This is a genomic window from Chloroflexus aurantiacus J-10-fl (assembly GCF_000018865.1).
GTDB classification, from domain to species: Bacteria; Chloroflexota; Chloroflexia; order Chloroflexales; family Chloroflexaceae; genus Chloroflexus; species Chloroflexus aurantiacus.
Genome location: NC_010175.1, coordinates 3,966,106 through 3,984,180 on the forward strand (window position 1 = coordinate 3,966,106; position 18,075 = coordinate 3,984,180).

Consider the following 18,075-nt stretch of genomic DNA (forward strand, 5'->3'; position numbering starts at 1 on the left):
TTTCAACAATTTCGGCTCACGGTAGAGCACTGAAACCCGAACGGCTACTGGCCAACATCCGCGAAGAGTTAGACTTTCAACAATTTCGGCTCACGGTAGAGCACTGAAACTCCAGTTTTATGGGTTCGCGCGCGTATGGATTGCTTCCTTTCAACAATTTCGGCTCACGGTAGAGCACTGAAACGTAATGGTTTGGTAACGGGAGCGGATGTTGAAATCGCCTTTCAACAATTTCGGCTCACGGTAGAGCACTGAAACGTTTTTCGCACGCGCTACACGTCACTTCGATCATAACTTTCAACAATTTCGGCTCACGGTAGAGCACTGAAACGTCCGGGCGGGGAGTTGCGCGTGCAGTCGCAGTTTATCTTTCAACAATTTCGGCTCACGGTAGAGCACTGAAACGAGACAGTATGAGCGTCGAATGGATGGTTACAGTCATCTTTCAACAATTTCGGCTCACGGTAGAGCACTGAAACTTGCTTTTGCTAAGAACCTTTTTCCAACGGCGACGGCTTTCAACAATTTCGGCTCACGGTAGAGCACTGAAACACTAATGTCGTTCAGCACGTGCTCATTCGCACACACTTTCAACAATTTCGGCTCACGGTAGAGCACTGAAACTACTCATGTGCGGGTCATTCTGGTAATACCATCGACATGCTTTCAACAATTTCGGCTCACGGTAGAGCACTGAAACGGCGCTGGCGCTGGCGTTGGCGCTGGCGTTGGCGTTCTTCTTTCAACAATTTCGGCTCACGGTAGAGCACTGAAACACAGTGTTGCCGTTATCGCGCTACGTCAGGGCTGTTGACTTTCAACAATTTCGGCTCACGGTAGAGCACTGAAACACAGTGTTGCCGTTATCGCGCTACGTCAGGGCTGTTGACTTTCAACAATTTCGGCTCACGGTAGAGCACTGAAACAGATGCCAGTCAAGATGATAGCTGCTGCGTTCACCTTTCAACAATTTCGGCTCACGGTAGAGCACTGAAACGGTGCTTAATCCGCGCTGCGAGCAGCAGCGTTGCGCGCCTTTCAACAATTTCGGCTCACGGTAGAGCACTGAAACGGTTAGTTAGGAAGGAATGATACTATGCAACTGTCTCGTCTTTCAACAATTTCGGCTCACGGTAGAGCACTGAAACGAGTATTTCAACCGTATACATGTTAATCTCTTAATATCTCTTTCAACAATTTCGGCTCACGGTAGAGCACTGAAACGTACACCGCCTGCGGCGAGAGGCCGGCCAGCAGCCTCTTTCAACAATTTCGGCTCACGGTAGAGCACTGAAACTGTGATTGGTCACAATGTTAAACACCGCATTCTCGTTCTTTCAACAATTTCGGCTCACGGTAGAGCACTGAAACGCGGTGTGGCGTGATGCTCTTCCGGTATGCGCCCGTTCTTTCAACAATTTCGGCTCACGGTAGAGCACTGAAACACGTATCACCCGCCGCGCTCTGCACCATTTGTGCGCTTTCAACAATTTCGGCTCACGGTAGAGCACTGAAACGTGTCGAAGCAATCGAGCAGAACGAAGTGATGTATGGCCTTTCAACAATTTCGGCTCACGGTAGAGCACTGAAACGGGATGACTTTGTTACATTAAACCCTGGCTATTACCTTTCTTTCAACAATTTCGGCTCACGGTAGAGCACTGAAACCTCACTACACTGTGGTGATGAGGCTTTTGTTTTTTGCTTTCAACAATTTCGGCTCACGGTAGAGCACTGAAACACTCCACTGCCTAGCCCTACCCCGGCGCCTACCGTCTTTCAACAATTTCGGCTCACGGTAGAGCACTGAAACTTCCTTACATATCTTTTTGGACCGAATACTTCAAACTTTCAACAATTTCGGCTCACGGTAGAGCACTGAAACTAAAGATTAATAGTATGAAAAGGCCTGCCAATAGCCTTTCAACAATTTCGGCTCACGGTAGAGCACTGAAACGTGCTAAAATACAATCGCTTAATCGTTTAACTTGAACTTTCAACAATTTCGGCTCACGGTAGAGCACTGAAACTCGAAGGTGTCAATTTTACGGGAACAATCGAAATAACTTTCAACAATTTCGGCTCACGGTAGAGCACTGAAACTATATACTATCCCTACGGGGAGTGGTATGGATACTACTTTCAACAATTTCGGCTCACGGTAGAGCACTGAAACCTCACTACACTGTGGTGATGAGGCTTTTGTTTTTTGTCTTTCAACAATTTCGGCTCACGGTAGAGCACTGAAACTTATATTGCAGCGTACTGCCTGAGTGATGCACGGATCTTTCAACAATTTCGGCTCACGGTAGAGCACTGAAACGGTCGATGCGTTGCGGGCAATCGCGCTTGATGAGCAGCTTTCAACAATTTCGGCTCACGGTAGAGCACTGAAACTTCGGCAGAGGGCAGGGTCACGTCGGGATGCTGGACCTTTCAACAATTTCGGCTCACGGTAGAGCACTGAAACATCGAATTCGAATCTCATTGCTTCTCTCGACTACCGCTTTCAACAATTTCGGCTCACGGTAGAGCACTGAAACGCCAGCGTCTGCGCGATCTCCTCGACCAGCTCCTCCTTTCAACAATTTCGGCTCACGGTAGAGCACTGAAACCTGAGATGCCGGACCGCGCGGCTCAGATTGCTGCGTTTTTGCTTTCAACAATTTCGGCTCACGGTAGAGCACTGAAACCGTCGACGTGGTCGTCGAGCTGGTGCCGCGATTGCCTTTCAACAATTTCGGCTCACGGTAGAGCACTGAAACCCTGAGTCGTGCGCGTTCGGCTGGCGCGAGTTTGCCTTTCAACAATTTCGGCTCACGGTAGAGCACTGAAACATAACGGTTGCTGCGACACGGGAGGGCGAGCTAATGCCTTTCAACAATTTCGGCTCACGGTAGAGCACTGAAACCGCGGATGCCCTCGGCATGGCGCTTGCTGCCGAGCGCCGCCTTTCAACAATTTCGGCTCACGGTAGAGCACTGAAACAGGCGTTGCAGCGGTTGGTGGCTGGCGGCATCCTGACTTTCAACAATTTCGGCTCACGGTAGAGCACTGAAACACGTTGTGCGTGCAGTCGCGGCGAGGGGTGCATCTGCTTTCAACAATTTCGGCTCACGGTAGAGCACTGAAACCTCCAACGCATCGGTATACCAGCGATCATACCGCTCTTTCAACAATTTCGGCTCACGGTAGAGCACTGAAACGTCCGGGCGGGGAGTTGCGCGTGCAGTCGCAGTTTATCTTTCAACAATTTCGGCTCACGGTAGAGCACTGAAACCGTGCGTCCATCACGCTATTACGGCTGGTACGATACCTTTCAACAATTTCGGCTCACGGTAGAGCACTGAAACTCGATTGCAACAGGGTAAGCGCTGCCGTCACCCCTGCGCTTTCAACAATTTCGGCTCACGGTAGAGCACTGAAACAGTTTCTGCTGCCGCTCCTCTTCATGCTTGGCGTGCTCCCTTTCAACAATTTCGGCTCACGGTAGAGCACTGAAACCCGTGCTCAATGACCGGCAAACGGCGCAATGGGAGCCTTTCAACAATTTCGGCTCACGGTAGAGCACTGAAACCGCAGCCATGACCGACCGAAAGGTGGCGGATGATGCTTTCAACAATTTCGGCTCACGGTAGAGCACTGAAACTCTCATTATCTTCTTTTTTTCCCCTATCTCTCATCATCCCCTTTCAACAATTTCGGCTCACGGTAGAGCACTGAAACACGGTAACGTTGCTACGCGCAAGTGTGTGGTGTACACCTTTCAACAATTTCGGCTCACGGTAGAGCACTGAAACAACATTGTTGCAGGTTTTGCTCTGGCAAGCGATCAACTTTCAACAATTTCGGCTCACGGTAGAGCACTGAAACATAAACGGTGACGTTGTTCATGGTCTTATCCTTTCTTCTTTCAACAATTTCGGCTCACGGTAGAGCACTGAAACGAAGATAAAAAAAAAGAGGAGGGGGAGTGATCCCCCTTTCAACAATTTCGGCTCACGGTAGAGCACTGAAACTGCGTTATAGCGCGCGCGCAGGGCCGGCACGGTCAGCTTTCAACAATTTCGGCTCACGGTAGAGCACTGAAACTCGTGATTGTCGCTGTGTCATACCAATTCCTTGCTACCTTTCAACAATTTCGGCTCACGGTAGAGCACTGAAACGCTAACGCGGGTTTACTATAGCGCGGTTATCTGGCGTTCTTTCAACAATTTCGGCTCACGGTAGAGCACTGAAACTCGGCGCGAAGACGTGTTACATCGCCGGTGTACCACCGGCTTTCAACAATTTCGGCTCACGGTAGAGCACTGAAACCTTTTTTCACCCCCCGCTCTCTTCATCTTGTTTTCGTCTTTCAACAATTTCGGCTCACGGTAGAGCACTGAAACTGCTCGTTCATCGCGTACAGCTCAACGAGTACACCGCCTTTCAACAATTTCGGCTCACGGTAGAGCACTGAAACTCGAAAACGCCTCGACGATAGTGCTCGAGAAAGACCTTTCAACAATTTCGGCTCACGGTAGAGCACTGAAACAGTACTGTAGTCGTGTTGAGGTTGCACTCATTACATCTTTCAACAATTTCGGCTCACGGTAGAGCACTGAAACAAGCCGGCGCTGCCGGCTACGCGGCCATGGGCACACTTTCAACAATTTCGGCTCACGGTAGAGCACTGAAACTGGTGATGTTACATCACGCATCGCCCGCGCCGAGGCCGCTTTCAACAATTTCGGCTCACGGTAGAGCACTGAAACCGTCTCGATAAGGCCGCGCTTGAAGCGACCCCAGCCCTTTCAACAATTTCGGCTCACGGTAGAGCACTGAAACCGTGGACATCACGAGGCCAAGTTATGTTTACAACGCCTTTCAACAATTTCGGCTCACGGTAGAGCACTGAAACGCGGTAATGTCAAGGCGGCTTATGTGCTTAATTTTTGGCTTTCAACAATTTCGGCTCACGGTAGAGCACTGAAACTTTTTCGAGCAATTTTCGAGCGCGCACTTGTCTGCCTTTCAACAATTTCGGCTCACGGTAGAGCACTGAAACTGCCGATATTCTCGGCGAGGACTGGTCCTTCCCGGCTTTCAACAATTTCGGCTCACGGTAGAGCACTGAAACCTGTTTGGCAATCGTCGCGCGATTGGTGCGCCAGCGGCTTTCAACAATTTCGGCTCACGGTAGAGCACTGAAACACGCGCTACACGTGATTGAGTCGCTCAATACGACCACTTTCAACAATTTCGGCTCACGGTAGAGCACTGAAACATGACGGCGTACTCGATCCGGCGACGTAGGAGGGCGCACTTTCAACAATTTCGGCTCACGGTAGAGCACTGAAACAGACAACGCAAGCAGTGCGCTGCGTAACGTGCAGCGCGCTTTCAACAATTTCGGCTCACGGTAGAGCACTGAAACCTCTGGAAAGAGATCGTTGCGACAGCACAAGCGTTCTTTCAACAATTTCGGCTCACGGTAGAGCACTGAAACTCGTGAACTCGCATAGTGCTTCCTTCAGGTCCGGGACTTTCAACAATTTCGGCTCACGGTAGAGCACTGAAACTTGCCCAACAGATAAATGCAGCAAAGATGTGATCGTCTTTCAACAATTTCGGCTCACGGTAGAGCACTGAAACATCGGGAGCGGCAAGCTGTGCGTGACGCGGTGCCAACTTTCAACAATTTCGGCTCACGGTAGAGCACTGAAACTCGGGTTGTCGATCAACATACCGTACTGCTGCCAAGCTTTCAACAATTTCGGCTCACGGTAGAGCACTGAAACTGTCGCCGCCGGGAAGCCTGATCCGGTACGCCCAGCTTTCAACAATTTCGGCTCACGGTAGAGCACTGAAACGGGGGCGGCACTGGCGGAGCTGTCAAGGCTGCGCTACCTTTCAACAATTTCGGCTCACGGTAGAGCACTGAAACATCGCAATGCTCTTTTCGATGCTCGCGTTGTTCGCGTCTTTCAACAATTTCGGCTCACGGTAGAGCACTGAAACTCTTTACATGCACTTCAGGGATGGCCGTTTGAACGCTTTCAACAATTTCGGCTCACGGTAGAGCACTGAAACCGTGACACATCACCACGTGACACATCGCAACTTGACCTTTCAACAATTTCGGCTCACGGTAGAGCACTGAAACTAAACACGCGGGAGGTGAATAGCAACTGCGTGTGACTTTCAACAATTTCGGCTCACGGTAGAGCACTGAAACTCGTCTCCGCTGTCGCTGTCGCTGCTGTCGTTGTCGCCGCTTTCAACAATTTCGGCTCACGGTAGAGCACTGAAACATTGACAAGCGACTGTCGCTGCTGCGCGTGCGTCGTCTTTCAACAATTTCGGCTCACGGTAGAGCACTGAAACCTGCAGCAGTCGCGTAGTAACTGCTACTACGAGCAGTGACTTTCAACAATTTCGGCTCACGGTAGAGCACTGAAACGAGATCGACCCGGCTGGGGTCTCACAGGCGTTCACCTTTCAACAATTTCGGCTCACGGTAGAGCACTGAAACTGGGGCGATGACGCAGACGGCAGCGGCAACGATGCTGCTTTCAACAATTTCGGCTCACGGTAGAGCACTGAAACTTGTACGACGCCTCCTGACGTGCGATTTATATATTGCTTTCAACAATTTCGGCTCACGGTAGAGCACTGAAACGAGGACGTCGAGAGTGGAATTGGGGTTCTCATCAACCTCTTTCAACAATTTCGGCTCACGGTAGAGCACTGAAACTTATATTTGGGTAATATGCCCAGTTCTTACACACAATCTTTCAACAATTTCGGCTCACGGTAGAGCACTGAAACGAGACGTTTGAGCAAGATGGTAACGATTTGATATTTCCTTTCAACAATTTCGGCTCACGGTAGAGCACTGAAACGTTCACTAATCGTTACCGTTGGCATTTAGCACTCCCCTCTTTCAACAATTTCGGCTCACGGTAGAGCACTGAAACTGGATTATCGGCGCGGGTGTGGCCAACCATAATCACTTTCAACAATTTCGGCTCACGGTAGAGCACTGAAACGGCAAAACGTATCGCGGTCGGAGCGGATACTTTCACTCTTTCAACAATTTCGGCTCACGGTAGAGCACTGAAACCGTAGATCAATAACCGTACCCTGTGTGTCAAGATACCTTTCAACAATTTCGGCTCACGGTAGAGCACTGAAACCCTCTCGCGCGGTGATGGCTCGTTTACGCAGATAGCTTTCAACAATTTCGGCTCACGGTAGAGCACTGAAACCGGATGATAGCGATATTGAGGCGTTAAAGGCAGAGTTGCTTTCAACAATTTCGGCTCACGGTAGAGCACTGAAACGCGCTCGATAGCGCGGCGAAGGCTAACGGCGAAGTCGCTTTCAACAATTTCGGCTCACGGTAGAGCACTGAAACGTACTCGTTGTAACTAGACGCCGAAAGCAACCAAACTTTCAACAATTTCGGCTCACGGTAGAGCACTGAAACTACACACACGAAGGCGTCATCAACGCAGTGAGGTTCTTTCAACAATTTCGGCTCACGGTAGAGCACTGAAACGGATTAAGTCACCGATTGGCTACGAGATCATCAACCTCTTTCAACAATTTCGGCTCACGGTAGAGCACTGAAACCGAAAAACGTTCCACATCGAGGAACCTTTGCCGTCTTTCAACAATTTCGGCTCACGGTAGAGCACTGAAACCTCGCAGCAATTTTGAACCGTCCGGCGCAGTTTCACTTTCAACAATTTCGGCTCACGGTAGAGCACTGAAACCATCCCAATTATAATGGAGTCGGGATCACCCACAGGCTTTCAACAATTTCGGCTCACGGTAGAGCACTGAAACCAAATGGAATAATGCCCTATCCGCATACTCGTTGCGGCTTTCAACAATTTCGGCTCACGGTAGAGCACTGAAACTTCTACTGTCGTCATAACGAACACAAGTCAATCGACTTTCAACAATTTCGGCTCACGGTAGAGCACTGAAACCGTACGCGGAGGAAATACCGCTGGCAACATCGCTCACTTTCAACAATTTCGGCTCACGGTAGAGCACTGAAACTCGCTGTGGATGTCGGGGTTGGTGTCGGGAGCGATGTCTTTCAACAATTTCGGCTCACGGTAGAGCACTGAAACTTGACCAGAATAGGCCTGGCACTCGGCAAAGGAAGGTGACTTTCAACAATTTCGGCTCACGGTAGAGCACTGAAACGCTTTGTCACCGAGCGCCGGATCGTCGAAGATACGCGCCTTTCAACAATTTCGGCTCACGGTAGAGCACTGAAACAACGCTCTCTAAGCGTGTGTTTAGGAGCGGAACGTCGACTTTCAACAATTTCGGCTCACGGTAGAGCACTGAAACCGCGATGCGTATATCGACATTCCGCGACGCGGTTCGCTTTCAACAATTTCGGCTCACGGTAGAGCACTGAAACTCACTCATCTTTGCGACAGGGTACGAACGTGATAGCCCTTTCAACAATTTCGGCTCACGGTAGAGCACTGAAACATTGTACCCGTAGGCGGATCGGGAGGGATAAACCGACTTTCAACAATTTCGGCTCACGGTAGAGCACTGAAACCTACAGGCTTGATTATCCGGCAGATTTTGGGGTTGACTTTCAACAATTTCGGCTCACGGTAGAGCACTGAAACGGGACTACTGCCGGCGCGAACGATACAATCCTATTGCTTTCAACAATTTCGGCTCACGGTAGAGCACTGAAACCTTTCGTTGCCAGCAGCAACGCGCCGTAAACGCCGACTTTCAACAATTTCGGCTCACGGTAGAGCACTGAAACCTTTCGTTGCCAGCAGCAACGCGCCGTAAACGCCGACTTTCAACAATTTCGGCTCACGGTAGAGCACTGAAACTCGATCGCAAGCGTTCCGTCTTCAATCTCCGTCACCTTTCAACAATTTCGGCTCACGGTAGAGCACTGAAACGCGCGAACGAGCGGGTCGGGACATCGCTGAATCCCCGCTTTCAACAATTTCGGCTCACGGTAGAGCACTGAAACGGTAAGCTTGCCCGCCAGCCCTTTGTCGTCTTCTCCTTTCAACAATTTCGGCTCACGGTAGAGCACTGAAACGCTGTCGGGCAGCGAGGCAATGGTTCGTTCCACCAGCTTTCAACAATTTCGGCTCACGGTAGAGCACTGAAACACTTGTCAAGAGGGAAATCTGAGAAATCTTGATGAACTTTCAACAATTTCGGCTCACGGTAGAGCACTGAAACGCCATCAGAAAGGTATACAACTCGGTTAAGAATGGCTTTCAACAATTTCGGCTCACGGTAGAGCACTGAAACGTCGGGCGATCCAGCACTGCTGCAAATCTTTCGCTCTCTTTCAACAATTTCGGCTCACGGTAGAGCACTGAAACAGCTGTTTTAGAACGGTAGGTCTTCATTATTCTCCACTTTCAACAATTTCGGCTCACGGTAGAGCACTGAAACCGTTTTGAAGGAAGCTGAGGCAATTTTGAATCACAACTTTCAACAATTTCGGCTCACGGTAGAGCACTGAAACGCTTTGTCACCGAGCGCCGGATCGTCGAAGATACGCGCCTTTCAACAATTTCGGCTCACGGTAGAGCACTGAAACCTTCTTCTTCGTCTAGCTCTTCGTCTTCCCCATCTCCTTTCAACAATTTCGGCTCACGGTAGAGCACTGAAACTCGCTCGTCTCCCACTCTCCGCACTCTAACCCTTCCGCTTTCAACAATTTCGGCTCACGGTAGAGCACTGAAACCGCTTGCTCGCGGATGGGTATGTAACACTTCACGTCTTTCAACAATTTCGGCTCACGGTAGAGCACTGAAACGTAGAAGGGGAGTGGGGAATAGGTTTTCAACAATATCGGCTTCCGTAAAACCCTGAAACCGCTATTATTCCCTACTCCCTATTTCCTATTTTCTATTCCCTATTTCCTATTCCCCATTCCCCCTTCCCCACTCAGGAGCGCACCGAAACCACTCCCCTACCAGAATGTGCTATCATTACGCGAGCATGATCGTGCCGCGTTTGCTGTAAGGTGTTCTGCGATAATTCCCATGGCTACTATTGAGTTGCACGCCTGGTATCGACAGTATCGTAAGCTGAAGGAGGAGGCCGCTGATGCGATCCTTCTTTTTCGGTTTGGTGATTTTTATGAGACGTTTGATGATGATGCGAAGTTGATTGCTGAATTACTTGACATAACGCTGACGCGCAAGGAGTATGCGGTTGATAAGCGTTTGCCCAAGGATCAGCAGAAGTTGTATGCGCCCATGGCCGGGATGCCTTATCACGCTGTGGATCGCTATGTTTCTGAGTTGATCGCGCGCGGGTATCGGGTCGCTATCGCTGAGCAGTTGAGTGAGACTGAGGCGATGCGTAATGATACACGACCGCGCTCGGTCTATGCCGCCGGGCTGACGCCGGTCGAGAGTAGCGGGAAGATGGTGCAGCGGGCGATTGTGCGGGTGATTACGCCGGGGACGGTGATTGATCCGGCTATGCTGCCCGACCGTACCAATAATTATCTCGCTGCGGTGATTGTTGAACAGGGTAAGGTCGGTCTGGCTTATGCTGATCTTTCTACCGGTGAGTTCGCTGCGGCAGAGTTTACCGATGCCCGGGCGTTGATGCAGTTGCAGGCCGAGCTGGCCCGGCTGTCACCGGCTGAGGTGTTGGTGCCTGATGATGAGGCACTGCGCTTGCCTAATCTGGAGCCGGTGCAGGCCCGCCTTAGTCAGGATTTGGCACCCCTGACGAAGGAGGAGCGTGAGGCTCTGTTGCCCCACGAGCGGGTCGCTCGCCGTCTGGAAGGTGCGAGTGCGGCGAGTTGGACGCAGGGGTATGTGACGGAGTGGCCGCTTTGGCGTTGGGAGTTGGCGACGACGACTGAGGTGTTGTGTGAGCATTTGGCGCTGCCGTCGCTGGCGGTGTGCGGTCTGGACGGGCGTCCACTTGCGACCCGGGCAGCCGGTGCGTTGTTGCAGTATGCGCAGGTCACTCAGCGCCAGCGCGTGAGTCAGTTGCGTGCTTTGCGGGTGTATCATACCGGCGCGTATATGCTGCTCGATCCACAGACCCGCCGTAATCTGGAGCTGCTTGAGAGTGGTGGTCGCCAGGGAGCGAAGGCGTCGTTGATTGCGGTGCTTGATCGTACCTGTACTGCGATGGGGGCGCGTTTGTTGCGCCGTTGGATTACGCAGCCGTTGATTGTGATCGAACCGCTTCAGGTGCGTCAGCACGCCGTCGCTCGTCTGGTGGCTGAGACGATGGCTCGTCTGGAGGTGCGTTCGGCGCTCGCCGATTTGCCCGATATGGAGCGGGCACTCAATCGGATTGCGCAGGGTATCACGGTCGCTACGCCGCGTGATATGACGCAGTTGCGGGCGGCGTTGCGTAAGTTGCCCGCTGTTGCGCAGGCGGTGCAGGCGCTGTTGCCCGATTTGCTCGCTGCTGAGATGCCCGGTGAGCCGCCGCTGGTGTTCGATGTCTGCGCCGATGTGCTTGACCTGCTCGAACGGGCGCTTGATGATGATCCGCCGGCGTTGCTCGGTTCGTCGAATTATTTGCGCGCAGCCGAAGAGGGTGGCGAACGGCCCCGGCGGGTGATTCGCCCCGGTTTTGATCAGCGTCTCGATGCGTTGATTCGGGCCAGTCGCCACGCTCAGGAGTTTATTGATCGTCTGGAGAGTAAGGAGCGCGAGCGAACCGGTATCCGTTCGCTCAAAGTGGGCTATAACCAGGTGTTTGGTTACTATATCGAGATTTCGCGCGCTGTTGATGCGAAGTTGATCCCGGCCCACTACGAACGTAAGCAGACGCTGGTCAACGCCGAGCGCTATGTCACCGAAGAGTTGAAGTACTATGAAGGGCTGTTGAGTGATGCCCGTCTGAAGCTGGTCGATCTTGAGCGTGATATTTTTCAGCGGCTCTGCGATGAGTTGCAACCGCATCTTGATCGGTTGCGCGCTACGATTGCGGCGGTTGCGCGTATTGATGCGCTGGCAGCGCTGGCCGAGGTTGCTGTGCGTGGTCGTTATGTGCAACCACGATTGCGCACTGATCGGGTGTTGCGGATTAAGCAGGGGCGCCACCCGGTGGTGGAACGTACTCTGAGTGAGCCGTTTATCGGGAACGATATTGATCTTGATGGCGAACAGGCACAGATTTTGATTATCACCGGGCCGAATATGGCCGGTAAGAGTACGTTTTTGCGTCAGGTGGCTTTGATTACGCTGATGGCGCAAATTGGTTCGTTTGTGCCGGCTGATGAGGCTGAGATTGGCCTGGTTGATCGCATTTTTACCCGGATTGGTGCTCAAGATGATATTGCAACCGGCCAGAGTACGTTTATGGTCGAGATGACCGAGACGGCAGCGCTGCTGATGCAAAGTACGCCGCGCTCGTTGATCATTCTCGATGAGGTTGGCCGTGGTACCAGTACTTACGATGGGATGGCGATTGCCCGTGCCGTCGTGGAGTATATTCACGATCATCCGCGCCTGGGCTGTCGGACGCTGTTTGCGACCCATTACCACGAGTTGATCGCGCTCGAACGTGAGTTGCCTCGTGTCCGTAATTATCATATGGCGGCGGTGGAGCGTGATGGTCGGGTGGTCTTTTTGCATGAATTGCGACCCGGGGGCGCTGATCGCTCTTACGGCATCCACGTCGCTGAGCTGGCCGGTATTCCGCCAGAGGTGATTCGGCGGGCCAGTGCCTTGCTGGCCGATCTTGAGGGTCAGCGCCCGCCATCCTCACCTGCCCAACCACCTGCCCCACCGGCACCGGTCGTTGTGCCGGCGCAGGAAACCGGTCAGGGGATGCAATTGTCGTTTTTTGATCTGGCACCGCATCCGGTGGTAGAGTATTTACGTCGGCTTCGCATCGAGGAGCTGACACCACTTGAAGCGTTAAACCGGCTGGCCGAACTTCAGCGGCTGGCCGGGCAGGGATAGAAATGGAGCAAGACATCTGTGCAGATCGCCCGTGACCTTACTCCCGGCCTGGCCAACCGGGCGACGGTGTTGACGATTGGCCGTTTCGATGGTGTGCATCTGGGTCATCAGCAATTGATTCGGACGACGGTTGAACGGGCACGTGCCCTTGATATGCTAAGTGCAGTGTTGACATGGGAACCGCACCCACGGGCTGTGTTACAGCCCGGTCAGCCGTTGCAGTTGTTGAGTGATCTGGACGAGAAGATTGAGCAGATTCGTCGGCTTGAACCGGATTTGCTGGTTATTGCTCCGTTCACACCCGCTATTCGCAATTTGACCGCTGCCGAGTATATGGCGCGGATTGTGGCAGCTATGCCGGTGCGCGAGATTTGGGTCGGCGAGGACTTTGCGATGGGGCGGGGACGCGAAGGCGATATTCCGCGCCTGATGGAGATTGGTCGTGAGTTGGGCTTTGCAGTCGGTGCTCTGAGTAAGTATACGGTGGCCGGCATCCCGGTCAGCTCGTCGCGTATTCGTGAGTTGGTGCTGGCCGGTAATGTAGCCGGTGCCGGTGCCTTGCTTGGTCGTCCGTTCGCGCTCCGTGGTGTTGTTACCCGCGGTGATGGTCGTGGCCGCCAGATCGGTTTTCCTACCGCGAATGTTCAGGTGAGTAGTGATGTGGTATTGCCGGCCAATGGGGTCTATGCCTGTCGTGCGTATCTGCCAGATTCGACGATGGTGCCGGCAGTGACGAACATTGGGGTGCGTCCCACGTTTGCCGGAACGCAACGGGTGGTTGAAGCACATCTGCTTGACTGGCAAGGCGATCTGTACGATCAGCCACTGCGTCTTGAATTGTTGATTCGGCTGCGGAATGAACGGAAGTTCAATAGTGTCGATGATCTGGTGGCGCAAATTACCAGTGATGTCGCCGAGGCACGAGCGATTCTGGGGTTGGAGACGAGTTCGTAGCGGGCAGGCTTGATCCTGCCCGCGATCAATTGCTAACGTGCCGTCCACCCCAGCGCCATTTCGTACACGGAGCCGGTTATCGCCCCTGCTGCATCTGAACAGAGAAATGCCGCCAGTCCGGCCACCTCCGCCGGTTCGATCAGGCGCTTGATCGCGGCTGGTTCGAGCATGATTTTCTCGATCACCTGATCTTCGGGAATGCCCCGTGTGCGCGATTGATCCGCGATCTGTTTCTCGACCAGCGGTGTTCTGACGTATGCCGGTGCGATCAGGTTGACGGTAATGCCGTAAGGGCCACCCTCAAGTGCGGCAGTGCGCGTGAGACCGAGTAAGCCATGTTTGGCCGAGATGTAGGCGCTTTTGAACGGTGAGGCACGCAGGCTATGTACCGAACCAATATTGACAATCCGTCCCCAGCGGTTGGCTTTCATCCCCGGCCAGACGTATTTGGTGAGCCGGAACGGTGCCGTTAGCATCACGGCAATCATTGTCTCCCAACGCTCTTCAGGGAAGTCTTCGATAGCGTCGATATGCTGAAAGCCGGCATTGTTGATTAGCACGTCAACCCGACCATATGCATTGAGCGCTGCATCAACCGCTTGCCGGCACCCGGCCTGCGTGGCTAAATCAACGCCGGCAAAGATGCCACCCAGCCGTTCAGCGGCTGCTTCGCCGGCGGCACCCGGCAGATCAACCAGCACAACCCGATACCCGTCGGCAGCGAATCGCTCGGCGCAGGCCAGGCCGATGCCACTGGCGGCGCCGGTGATGAGTGCAACCTTATCACCCATCGTTGTAACCTCCTTTGGTTATGACATAGCGAATATAGCTAGATGATGTCGCGAATCAGGGCAACAACGGCTGCTGGCGATTGATCGGCATTGACATAATGAACAGGCACGCGACCGGTGTAGTAATTCAGCACGGGTGCAGTCTCTTGTTCGTAAAGGCGTAGACGTGTGCGAATCACGTCGGGATGATCATCTTCTCGTTGTACCAGGGTGCCACCTCGTGCCAGGCATTGGGCAATCTTTGCTGTATCATCGATATGGACGGTGATGTCCTGGCCGTCATCTCGCCGACAAATCCGGCGACCGCTCAGTCGGTGTACTATGGTCGCCTCGTCCAGGGTCAGCACGATCACTGCGTCTACTCGTCGTCCCAGATCGGCCAGAATTGTCTCCAGCATGTGTGCCTGCGCGACACTACGCGGGTACCCGTCGAGAAGGCAGTCTTGATCAATAGGAATGCGCTGCAACCAGTTCCGCATCAGTTCCGCCATGACGCTATCCGGTGCCAGTTGACCCTGTTCGAGTAATGGCTCAATGTACCGACCGAGCGCACTCTGAGCACGAATCTCGGCCCGCAGTTGTTGACCGGTGGCAATAACCGCCATCCCGGTCACTTGCGCCAGTTGGCCGGCAATAGTGGTCTTGCCGGCACCAGGCGGTCCTATCAAAAGTATCGTTCGTCCTGTCACGATGTTGTTCGTTGTTTAGCCTGAAACACGGTTGATAGCGTCGTCGAGACCAGGGTAGTCGGGTGCAATCTGTTTCAGAGTCTGGAAGGTTGCCAGTGCTTCGTCCCATCGTCCCTGCTCTTCGTAGGTGCGACCCAATCCGAAGTAGGCACTCGTGTATGATGAATCAAGTTCGATAGCGCGTTTGAACATCGACTCAGCTTCCGGGTAGCGATCACTCAGGAAGAGGCTCCATCCCAAACCATTGAAAATCTCTGGATTTTCATTGTCGAGTTGCAGCGCCTTCTCAAACGCTTCAATCGACTCGGCATAGCGATCCTGGTATTGCAGAATCCAGCCAAGACCATTATATGCAAATCCAAAATAATCGTCGCGGGCAATGGCAGCACGGTAGGCCGTTTCCGCCTGTTGATACAGTTCGCGCTGGACATTCTCGTCGGTTGCATCATAGCCCGCGAAGAGGCTCGCTTCACCCAGAAATGCATGGGCCACTGCGGAGTAGGGATTGGCATCAATCACTTGCTTGAAATAGTCGATGGCCTGCTGCATATCGTTGTCGTCGAACGCCAATCGTCCCAGCCCAAGCAGAGCAAAACTTTCATCATCGTTCAAGTCTAGTGCCTGATTGAACGCCTTTTCGGCCTCGTCCGTCTGGCTGTTGAAGTAGGCGACCCAGCCCAGCCCGACCTGAGCCGGACTGAAATTGGGATCGAGGGCCAATGCCGCATTGAACTCATTCCTGGCACTATCAAAATCACGAGCCGCTGAGAGGTAAATTGTTGCCAGTTCGTAGTGGAAGACGGCCAGGGCAGGGTAGGCATCGATGGCCTGTTCGAGGCTGGTAATCGCCTGGTCGAGTACATTGGCGTCCTGACGAAGGGTGTAATCCTGCCCAAACGCCCATCCCAGCAAGACCTGGGTAAAGGCTTTTGTCAAAGGATCGGCAGTCGCGAGGCGATCTTCAGCATCGCTGATAGCCGTGAACGCTTCACTCATCAGGTTGTCATTTCGGCTGTCGGCAGCATTGGTTGCCAGCACCGCCGCGCGTAAGGCGTAGCCAATAGCCGAAGATGGATCGGCGTCAATAGCACGTTCGCTTGCCTCACGTGCCTGCACGACATCACCGAGCTGGAAGTAGATATAACCGGTAATCCCTTCACCAATAGCCTGCGCTGCGCCATCGTTGATGCCAGCCAACGGCTTTGCCGCCGTAAGTGCCTCTTCCCAGTCGCCCTTGGCCAGATACGCCCATGCCAGCCGGCTATGTGCCACCGGGTTGGCAGCATCGGCGGCTACAGCAGCCCGATAAGCCGTAATCGCATCGTCTAACCCCTGCGACCGCGCCAATGCTGCATCTCCTTCACTGATATGCGTTTCGGCAGGGTTGGTCGCAACCGGTGGCGTCGTCGGACGCAGCAGGAAGAAGGTGGTCAGGCCACCACCGATGAGCAGAACGCCAACAATCAAGCCCACAATCAGGCCAACCGGTGTTCGTTTGCCGGCGGTTGGCGCTGGTGTTGCCGGTACGTTAAACGGGTGTGGGGTCGGTGCCGATGGGCTGGCACTGTACGGATGTGTTGCCGGTGCGGCAGGTGTTTGAACGTAAACTGGTGGTGGCGTTACCGGTGTTGTCGGTGCGTAAGCGGGTGGTTGAGATGCCGGTGTGGTTGGGCCGTAGGCTGGCGGTTGAGATGCCGGTGTGGTTGGGCCGTAGGCTGGCGGTTGAGATGCCGGTGTGGTTGGGCCGTAAGCGGGTGGTGTCTGAGAACCTGCATTGGAAACAGCCGGCATACCGCGCTGTGGAGTGAGCGGGCGGCTCAGTTCACGCTCGCTCAAACCAACGGCCTGGCGCAGAGCGGCGACCATTTCCGCCGCTGAAGCGAAACGTGCTTCCGGCTTACGGGCTAACGCCCGCATAATCACATCCTCGACTGCGGGAGGTAAATCGCCACGCACGTCACGGGGTGGAATGGGAGCGTGGACAAGTCGTGCCGCCAGCATCGCCATCGGCGTTTCCGCTTTGAACGGAAATGCCCCCGTGAGCAGCTCATAAAGCATGACTCCCAGCGCATAGATATCGGTTGGTGGGCCGACATTGGGCAGCCCCTGGGCCTGTTCGGGAGACATATATTCAGGCGTGCCCATAACTGTCCCGGCCATGGTGAGACCGCTACTATTGGCTCCCGTGCCCCGTGCCAGGCCGAAGTCAGTCAGGTAGATCCACCCCTCATCGGTGATCATAACGTTCGAGGGCTTAATGTCGCGGTGAATAATCCCCTGGCGATGAGCATAATCGAGTGCTTCGCCAACCTGAGCGAGAATCTGGGCCGCTCGTGCCACCGGCAATGCACCCTCTTGTTGCAACAACTGCTTCAGGGTACGTCCCTGAATGTATTTCATCGCGATATAGTGATAGCCCGCCACTTCACCGACTTCGTAAATCGGCATGATGTGCGGATGTTCCAGACGGGCTGCGCTACGCGCCTCTTGCCGGAAACGAGCGATATAGCTCTCATCATTGGTTAAACCCGGCGGCAAAATCTTCAGTGCCACAATCCGATCCAGGTCGGTCTGTCGGGCCTTGTAAACCACCGCCATCCCGCCGCGTCCCAATTCAGAGAGTATTTCGAACCGACCTATGGTTTGACCTACCAGAGATAATTCGCTCATAACCCCCACTCTCACTCAACCTGG

General features: G+C 53.4%; 5 protein-coding genes and 1 CRISPR repeat array (1 of these 6 only partly in view). Of the genes, 2 read left to right on the forward strand and 3 right to left on the reverse strand.

Translation table 11 applies throughout. From position 1 onward, the window contains the following. Positions 1-9,817: a CRISPR direct-repeat array (repeat unit 37 nt; unit sequence CTTTCAACAATTTCGGCTCACGGTAGAGCACTGAAAC) (it extends 3,467 nt beyond the left edge of the window). A gap of 229 nt (positions 9,818-10,046) precedes the next feature. Together mutS and CAUR_RS15560 are read left to right on the forward strand one after the other, a co-directional pair. Continuing rightward, on the forward strand, positions 10,047-12,947 hold the full coding sequence (gene mutS / locus CAUR_RS15555; protein WP_012258806.1) for a DNA mismatch repair protein MutS: 2,901 nt from the start codon (positions 10,047-10,049) through the stop codon (positions 12,945-12,947). An 18-nt stretch (positions 12,948-12,965) separates the two neighbouring features. Next, on the forward strand, positions 12,966-13,901 hold the full coding sequence (locus CAUR_RS15560) for a bifunctional riboflavin kinase/FAD synthetase (protein ID WP_012258807.1): 936 nt from the start codon (positions 12,966-12,968) through the stop codon (positions 13,899-13,901). Positions 13,902-13,933: 32 nt separating this feature from the next. On the opposite strand, the gene CAUR_RS15565 is transcribed toward CAUR_RS15560, so the two are convergent. Genes CAUR_RS15565 through CAUR_RS15575 form a run of 3 tightly spaced genes read right to left on the reverse strand, consistent with a single transcriptional unit; the run spans position 13,934 to position 18,051 of the window. Continuing rightward, positions 13,934-14,692 carry a 3-hydroxybutyrate dehydrogenase gene (locus CAUR_RS15565; RefSeq protein WP_012258808.1) on the reverse strand — a complete coding sequence of 253 codons (759 nt, stop codon included), beginning with the start codon at positions 14,690-14,692 and terminating at the stop codon, positions 13,934-13,936. Positions 14,693-14,730: 38 nt separating this feature from the next. Beyond that, on the reverse strand, positions 14,731-15,381 hold the full coding sequence (locus CAUR_RS15570) for an adenylate kinase family protein (RefSeq protein WP_015909330.1): 651 nt from the start codon (positions 15,379-15,381) through the stop codon (positions 14,731-14,733). Positions 15,382-15,396: 15 nt separating this feature from the next. Beyond that, the gene (locus CAUR_RS15575; protein WP_012258810.1) at positions 15,397-18,051 is read right to left on the reverse strand and encodes a protein kinase domain-containing protein; all 2,655 of its coding nucleotides are present in this window, start codon (positions 18,049-18,051) and stop codon (positions 15,397-15,399) included. Positions 18,052-18,075 lie beyond the last annotated feature (24 nt).

Bases quoted from the DNA above. Each gene is read 5' to 3' on its own strand.
- mutS (WP_012258806.1), top strand. From the start codon at position 10,047: ATGGCTACTATTGAGTTGCACGCCTGGTATCGACAGTATCGTAAGCTG.
- CAUR_RS15565 (WP_012258808.1), bottom strand. From the start codon at position 14,692: ATGGGTGATAAGGTTGCACTCATCACCGGCGCCGCCAGTGGCATCGGC.
- CAUR_RS15575 (WP_012258810.1), bottom strand. From the start codon at position 18,051: ATGAGCGAATTATCTCTGGTAGGTCAAACCATAGGTCGGTTCGAAATA.